The following is a 6,293-nucleotide window of genomic DNA, read 5'->3' as shown; positions in this document are numbered from 1 at the left end:
GCGACGAGAGTTCCACCCAAGACCTCTCCTCGTCGCTCTACCACGATTTCAACATCCGCACGTTCGCACCGAAGAATCTGGAGACGTTCCGGTTCAAGTGAACGCCGAAACTCGGTTCTGAGACGCCCCGTTCGTCCGTTTTACGGCTCTACGTGGTTCCGTTCGACGAGCCGTTCGGACGCCGAACGCCGAACGAACTGCGTGCGGACGACTGGTTTTAACGACCGATTTAGTGCTCGACGTACTCCACCAGTACGCCGCCCGTCGATTTCGGGTGGAGGAACGCCACGTCGTGCCCCCACGCGCCGGGTCGCGGTTCCTCGTCGATGCATTCGACGCCGTGGTCGCGCGCCGTTTCGAGCGCGCCCTCGATGTCGTCGGTTTCGAGCGCGACGTGGTGGATGCCCGCGCCGTTCCGGTCGAGATACCGGGAAATCGTGCCGTCTTCGAGCGGTTCGAGCAGTTCGAAGTAGCTGCCACCGAAATCGAGGAAGACGACGCGGAGTCCGTCGAACTCCTCCTCGTGGGCGACGGGGGCGTCGAACAGCGCTTCGTACGTCTCCGCGAGTCCGGCCGCATCGTCGGTCGCGATGCCGATGTGGTCTATCTGCATGCGGAAACGATGGCCGTATCGCGGCATAACGGTGGTGATTCGACCGACCGGATTGCCGCGAGGTGGGAATTATTAGGCGTACCGTGCATGATTGTATCCGATGGAACCCACTGCCTTGCGAGCCGATATCCCCGCGCTCGAACGGACGACGTACATGAACACGGGCGCGAGCGGCCCCAGCCCGACCCGCGTCGTCGAGGCCAACGAATCCTGTCTCGAACGCCACGAGTACGAGACACCGGCCGACGAGGGGATGTATCCGTTCACGTTCGACGTGCTGGACCGGACCCGGAAGACGGTCGCCGACCACCTCGGCGCGACCCCCGAGGAAATCGCGCTGACCCAGAGCACGACGGACGGCATCAACCGAATCGCCGCCGCGCTCGATTGGGAGTCCGGCGACCGCGTCGTTCGAACCGACCTCGAACACTCCTCGGGCATCCTCCCGTGGAAGCGGTTGGAGCGACAGGGCGTGGAGACGGACGTTCTTTCGAGCGAGGACGGACGACTCGACCTCGATGCGGTGAAAGACGCCGTAACCGACGCGAAACTCGTCTGTTTCAGCGCGCTGACGTGGACGCACGGGACGATGCTTCCGGTGCGGGAACTCACCGACATCGCCCGCGATGCGGGTGCGCTCGTTCTCGTGGATGCGGTGCAGTGTCCCGGCCAGATGGCGGTCAACGTGACCGAATGGGACGCCGATTTCGTCGCCGGAGCCGGTCATAAGTGGTTGTTGGGACCGTTCGGTGCCGGATTCGTCTCCGTCCGTTCGGGAGCGGAATGCCACCTGAACCCGGCCCACATCGGCTATCGGAGCGTCGAGGACCCTAACGCCGAGGCGTACGCCTACGAACCCGGCGCGCACCGACTCGAAGTGGGAACCGTCTCGCCCGCACCGTACGCCGGACTGGGGGAAGCCATCGACGTCATCGAAGCGGTCGGGTACGACACCATCGAGAACCGAATCCGGGAGCTAACCGACCGACTGAAAGAGGGCCTCGTCGCGTCCGACGACGTGCGATTGCTGAGTCCCCGCGAGTACGAGTCCGGCCTCGTGACCTTCGAAGTGGACGACCCGGACGCGTTCGTCGAACGACTCGCTGGCGAGGGGATTCGCATCCGCTCGCTGCCGTATCCGAACAACTCCATCCGTGCTTCCGTCCACGTGTTCAACACGGCGGACGACATCGACGCGCTGTTGGAGTACGTCTGAGCGCCGAACTACGGTCCCTCCTCTCCTCGAATCGGGCCGACCGTACCCCATACGTTCATCGTGTCAGAGGTTGTCATGGAATGCGTCCGTCGGACCGAGGAGTTCGGTATCGGCCGACGGTGGGGGAAGAAGGATGTCTCACGACACGCAACGAAAGGGATACGTTATCGCCGTCGACGGGATAACCGACGTGGACCGATTCATGGACGAGTACCTCCCCGCTACCGGGGAGACGATTGCGGACCACGATGGCGAGGTACTCGTCGGCTCGACCGACATCGACGTGATCGAAGGCGACTGGGACCACTCTTTGACCGTCGTCCTCGAATTCCCGTCCGTCGAAGCCGCCGAGGAGTGGTACAACGACGATACCTATCAGGTACTCAGGCAGGTTCGCCACGAGACCTGCGAGTACACCGATTTGATAATCACCGCCTCGTTCTCGCCCGACGACCTCGGCTGAGGAGGTCCTCAGCAAGCACTTTTCGAGACGGGTCGAAGGTGTTCGATTCGCCCGATTAAATCGCCGTTCCCGGCCGATACTCGCCGAACACGTCCCGGAGTTCGTTACAGATTTCGCCCACCGTCGCGTAGGCCTTCACCGCGTCCACGATGTACGGCATGAGGTTGTCGTTCCCCTCCGCGGCCTCGCGGAGCGCGGTCAGCGTCTTCTCGACTTCCCCGTCGTCTCGTTCCTCACGGACCTCGTTCAGGCGGTCTATCTGTCGGCGTTCGTCCTCCTCCGTGACCTCCTGGATGTCCATTTCGGGTTCCTCGTCCACTTCGAACTCGTTGACGCCGACGATGGTCCGCTCCCCGGACTCAATCTCCTGTTGGCGGTCGTAGGCCACGTCCTGAATCTGGCGCTGGACCCACTGGCTCTCGATGGCCGAGCGCATCCCACCCTTCTCGTCGATGGTGTCGAGCAGGTCGAAGGCCTCCGCCTCCAAGTCGTCCGTCAGCGCCTCGACGTAGTAACTCCCTGCCAGCGGGTCGATGGTGTCCGCGACGCCGCTCTCGTGGGCCAAAATCTGCTGGGTGCGGAGCGCGGTCCGCACGCTCTCTTCCGTCGGGAGCGCCAGCGCCTCGTCCTTTCCGTTCGTGTGCAGGCTCTGGGTTCCGCCGAGAACCGCCGCCAGCGCTTGGTACGCGACGCGAACGACGTTGTTCTCTATCTGCTGGGCGGCGAGCGTCGACCCCGCCGTCTGGGTGTGGAACTTGAGCTGTTTCGATTTGGGGTTCTCCGCGCCGAAGCGTTCCTCCATGATGGTCGCCCACATCCGTCGCGCGGCGCGGAACTTCGACACCTCCTCCAGAATGTCGTTGTGCGCGTTGAAGAAGAACGAGAGTTGCGGCGCGAACTCGTCCACGTCCAACCCCGCGTCGAGCGCGGCCTCGACGTACTCGATACCGTTGCCGAGCGTGAACGCGAGTTCCTGTGCCGCCGTCGCGCCCGCCTCGCGGACGTGATAGCCGGAAATCGAGATGGTGTTGAACTTCGGCACCTCCTCCGCGCAGAACTCGAAGATGTCCGTGATGATGCGCATCGACGGCTCCGGCGGGAAGATGTACGTGTTCCGCGCGATGTACTCTTTGAGCAGGTCGTTCTGAATCGTTCCGCGGAGCTGTTCGCGGGAGACGCCCTGCCGGTCGCCCACCGCGATGTACATCGCCAACAGCACCGATGCGGGCGCGTTGATGGTCATCGACGTGCTCACCTCGTCCAGCGGAATCCCGTCGAACAGCGCCTCCATGTCCGCGAGCGAGTCGATTGCGACGCCCGACTTCCCGACTTCGCCCGCCGACATCGCGGCGTCGGAGGTGTAGCCCATCTGCGTCGGCAGGTCGAACGCCACCGACAGCCCCGTCTGGCCGTTGTCGATGAGGTAGTGATACCGCTCGTTGGTCTCCTCGGCCGTCCCGAACCCGGCGTACTGGCGCATCGTCCACAGTCGCCCACGGTACATCGTCGGGTAGACGCCGCGGGTGTAGGGGTCCTCGCCCGGATAGCCGAGGTCCTCCTCGTAGTCCGTGTCGGCGACGTCGTTCGGCGTGTAGAGGCGCTCTACCGTCTGTCCGTCCGTGTCGGTCGTGAACTCCTCCTTTCGCTCGCCGAACCGCTCCAGCGTCGGGTCGAGCGTCTCCGCTTCCCACTCGTCTTTCCCCCGGCGGATTTCGTCGAGGTCGTCCGCGTCAAACATTGCCTGAACTGTTGTCGGCGATTCGTCTTAAGGATTGACGGACGACTTCGGGCTACGTGGGGAGTAGTAGCGAAGGAAGTCCGGTTTTAGGGTGAACGAGGTTATTACAAGCGAGGACAACTGGAACGACGAAAACACGGCCAGAAACGGAGTCTATTGGTGACTCCTCGTTTGGGGGTCAGCTCATCGAAATGGAAGCGAAACCGCGCCGCGAGAAAGCCGATTTAGTGGTCGTCTTCGCGCCACTTGTGTTCGCACTCGGTGCAGACGAAAAAGCGGGTCTCGCTCTCGTCGGCCGAGCGAATCTGCTGGAGGTACCAGTAGGCCTTGTCGTTGTCGCAGTTGGGACACTGCACCTCGGTCGTCGGGAGGCCGTTACTGCCGCCGCCGCTCTCGATGATTTCGCTCGCCTCTTGGTCCTCGGTTATGACGTACTCCGAGGCGTCGCCCCGCGGAGTCTCGTGGCCGCAGCTACCACAGACCCAGAACCCGTCGTTTGCTTTCATCATGGAACCGCACTCGTCACAGAACTCCATTGGTGTCCCGGACTAACAAACGCGGCCATTTAAGTAGCGTGTTTTCCGCGCTTTTTTCGCTTATCCCTCCCCTTCCGATTGGTACGGTTCGCCGACCGCTTCGCGCGGGAGAACGTTGTTGACCTCCGTTTCGAGGTCGCGCGCGGACTCGTACTCCTCTTGGTCGGTCTGGGCGATGAGACCGCCGAGGTTCTCCTCGCCCTCGGCGAGGACGAGCGTCGTCTCGTCCAACTCGATGGCCGCGTCCTCCCGCAGAATGGGATAGGAGAGTTCTCGAAGCACCGACTCGACCCGATTGTACTTGACTCTTTGTGCCATGGTAGCACAGACGTCGCGGTCGTGCTTAGGTGTTATCGCGTTCCCCCTTCTCGAACCGCCGTTATCGCGCCCTCATCCCCGCGATTGCTGCCACGACGACCGCCATCACAACTGTCTTCACCGTGCAGTCGGTATTTCGACTCGAATGTTCAGTGTAGACAGGCGAGTGCTAGCTTTGGCGATTGCACGGATGGCCGACTCGGCTGGCAATTCGTTTCTCATCATCGTTCTCCCGCTCTACATTACCAGCGGCGTGATAACCGGGAATTCTTTCGGACTCACCGCGACGGCCATCACCGGCATCGTCCTCTCCCTGTTCGGTTTCTTGAACAGCTTCACGCAACCGTTCGCGGGATACCTCTCGGACAAATCCGAGCGGCGGAAAGTGTTCATCCTGCTCGGACTGGGAATTCTGGCGGTGACGAACTTCTCCTTCTCCTTGGCCAGTAGCTACCCCGCGCTCGTCGCCATTCGCGCCGTTCAGGGAATCGGCGTGGCCTTCACCATCCCGTGCACCATCGCGCTCGTCAACGACCTCGCGTCGGACGAGAACCGCGGCGGAAACATGGGCGTGTTCAACACATTCCGACTGCTGGGATTCGGTGCTGGGCCGATAGCGGCCGGTGCGCTGGTTCACAACGGTCCCTACACCGTGGCTGGCATCCACATGACCGGCTTCGAATCCGCCTTCTACATCGCCTCCTTGGGGGCGCTCATCAGCTTCGCGCTCGTCACGCTGCTCGTGAGCGACCCCGAACAGGCCGACGCCGAGGCGGCCGACGACTTCTCAATCACGATTCTCGGCTCGCGCGGCGGTCTCGACCCCATCTTCACGCTGGCGCTCGCCTCGCTGTTTATGGCCATCAGCATCGCGTTGATTTCGACGCTGGAGACGACCATCAACCGGCGACTCGGACAGAACGAACTGTGGTTCGGCATCGAGTTCGCGGCGTTCGTCCTCGCTCAGGTCGCCCTCCAAACGCCCATCGGCCGTGCGACGGACCGCTACGGCCGAAAACAGTTCATCGTCACCGGACTCGTCCTGCTCATCCCCGCCACGATGGTCCAGGGTTTCGTCGGAACGCCGGTAGAGATGCTGATCGCTCGCCTCGTTCAGGGCGTCGCCGGTGCACTCGTGTTCGCCCCCGCGCTGGCGCTCGCGGGCGACATCGCACGAAAGGGACAGTCCGGGACGCAACTCTCCCTTCTCACCATGGCGTTCGGCCTCGGCACCGCCATCGGGCCGCTCTCCTCGGGATTCCTCGTCAAGTTCGGCTTCCAAGTGCCGTTCGAAGTCGGCGGCGTCCTCGCGGCGCTCGGGGCCCTCCTCGTCTACACGCAGGTCGAAGAGACGGTTACGAAACCCCCGGACGCCCGTCCGACGCCACAGGATTGAAAACGCTTTTTCC

7 protein-coding genes are annotated in these 6,293 nt (G+C 62.8%); 3 read left to right on the top strand and 4 right to left on the bottom strand.

Annotated elements, in window-relative coordinates:
• Positions 1-229: 229 nt before the first annotated feature.
• Positions 230-613 (bottom strand): methylmalonyl-CoA epimerase, encoded by a 384-nt coding sequence (gene mce, locus BG842_RS25810; RefSeq protein ID WP_069453023.1) that lies wholly within the window; start codon positions 611-613, stop codon positions 230-232.
• 100 nt (positions 614-713) lie between these two features.
• On the opposite strand from mce, the gene BG842_RS25805 reads away from it, so the two are divergent.
• Together BG842_RS25805 and BG842_RS25800 are read left to right on the top strand one after the other, a co-directional pair.
• Positions 714-1,829, top strand: coding sequence for an aminotransferase class V-fold PLP-dependent enzyme (locus tag BG842_RS25805; protein WP_069453022.1), 1,116 nt, complete (start codon positions 714-716; stop codon positions 1,827-1,829).
• Between the two features lie 133 nt (positions 1,830-1,962).
• Complete coding sequence (locus BG842_RS25800) at positions 1,963-2,292, top strand: DUF1330 domain-containing protein (protein WP_069453021.1); 330 nt, start codon at positions 1,963-1,965, stop codon at positions 2,290-2,292.
• A gap of 55 nt (positions 2,293-2,347) precedes the next feature.
• Here the strand turns inward: BG842_RS25800 and BG842_RS25795 are convergent, their stop codons facing one another.
• The 3 genes from BG842_RS25795 to BG842_RS25785 all read right to left on the bottom strand — a co-directional run bounded on the left by BG842_RS25795 (position 2,348) and on the right by BG842_RS25785 (position 4,884).
• The gene (locus BG842_RS25795; protein ID WP_069453020.1) at positions 2,348-4,030 is read right to left on the bottom strand and encodes a methylmalonyl-CoA mutase; all 1,683 of its coding nucleotides are present in this window, start codon (positions 4,028-4,030) and stop codon (positions 2,348-2,350) included.
• A 224-nt stretch (positions 4,031-4,254) separates the two neighbouring features.
• Positions 4,255-4,566: a transcription factor S gene (locus BG842_RS25790; RefSeq protein WP_069453019.1), complete on the bottom strand. Its 312-nt coding sequence runs from the start codon at positions 4,564-4,566 to the stop codon at positions 4,255-4,257.
• Positions 4,567-4,626: 60 nt separating this feature from the next.
• Complete coding sequence (locus tag BG842_RS25785) at positions 4,627-4,884, bottom strand: hypothetical protein (protein ID WP_007979375.1); 258 nt, start codon at positions 4,882-4,884, stop codon at positions 4,627-4,629.
• 145 nt (positions 4,885-5,029) lie between these two features.
• On the opposite strand from BG842_RS25785, the gene BG842_RS25780 reads away from it, so the two are divergent.
• Positions 5,030-6,280: an MFS transporter gene (locus tag BG842_RS25780; RefSeq protein WP_069453018.1), complete on the top strand. Its 1,251-nt coding sequence runs from the start codon at positions 5,030-5,032 to the stop codon at positions 6,278-6,280.
• The last annotated feature ends 13 nt before the right edge of the window (positions 6,281-6,293 follow it).

It is taken from the genome of Haladaptatus sp. W1 (assembly GCF_001723155.1).
Lineage (GTDB): Archaea > Halobacteriota > Halobacteria > Halobacteriales > Haladaptataceae > Haladaptatus > Haladaptatus paucihalophilus.
This window is presented reverse-complemented; position numbering and strand designations above follow the sequence as displayed.

Bases quoted from the DNA above. Each gene is read 5' to 3' on its own strand.
- mce (WP_069453023.1), bottom strand. From the start codon at position 613: ATGCAGATAGACCACATCGGCATCGCGACCGACGATGCGGCCGGACTC.
- BG842_RS25805 (WP_069453022.1), top strand. From the start codon at position 714: ATGGAACCCACTGCCTTGCGAGCCGATATCCCCGCGCTCGAACGGACG.
- BG842_RS25800 (WP_069453021.1), top strand. From the start codon at position 1,963: ATGTCTCACGACACGCAACGAAAGGGATACGTTATCGCCGTCGACGGG.
- BG842_RS25795 (WP_069453020.1), bottom strand. From the start codon at position 4,030: ATGTTTGACGCGGACGACCTCGACGAAATCCGCCGGGGGAAAGACGAG.
- BG842_RS25790 (WP_069453019.1), bottom strand. From the start codon at position 4,566: ATGGAGTTCTGTGACGAGTGCGGTTCCATGATGAAAGCAAACGACGGG.
- BG842_RS25785 (WP_007979375.1), bottom strand. From the start codon at position 4,884: ATGGCACAAAGAGTCAAGTACAATCGGGTCGAGTCGGTGCTTCGAGAA.
- BG842_RS25780 (WP_069453018.1), top strand. From the start codon at position 5,030: ATGTTCAGTGTAGACAGGCGAGTGCTAGCTTTGGCGATTGCACGGATG.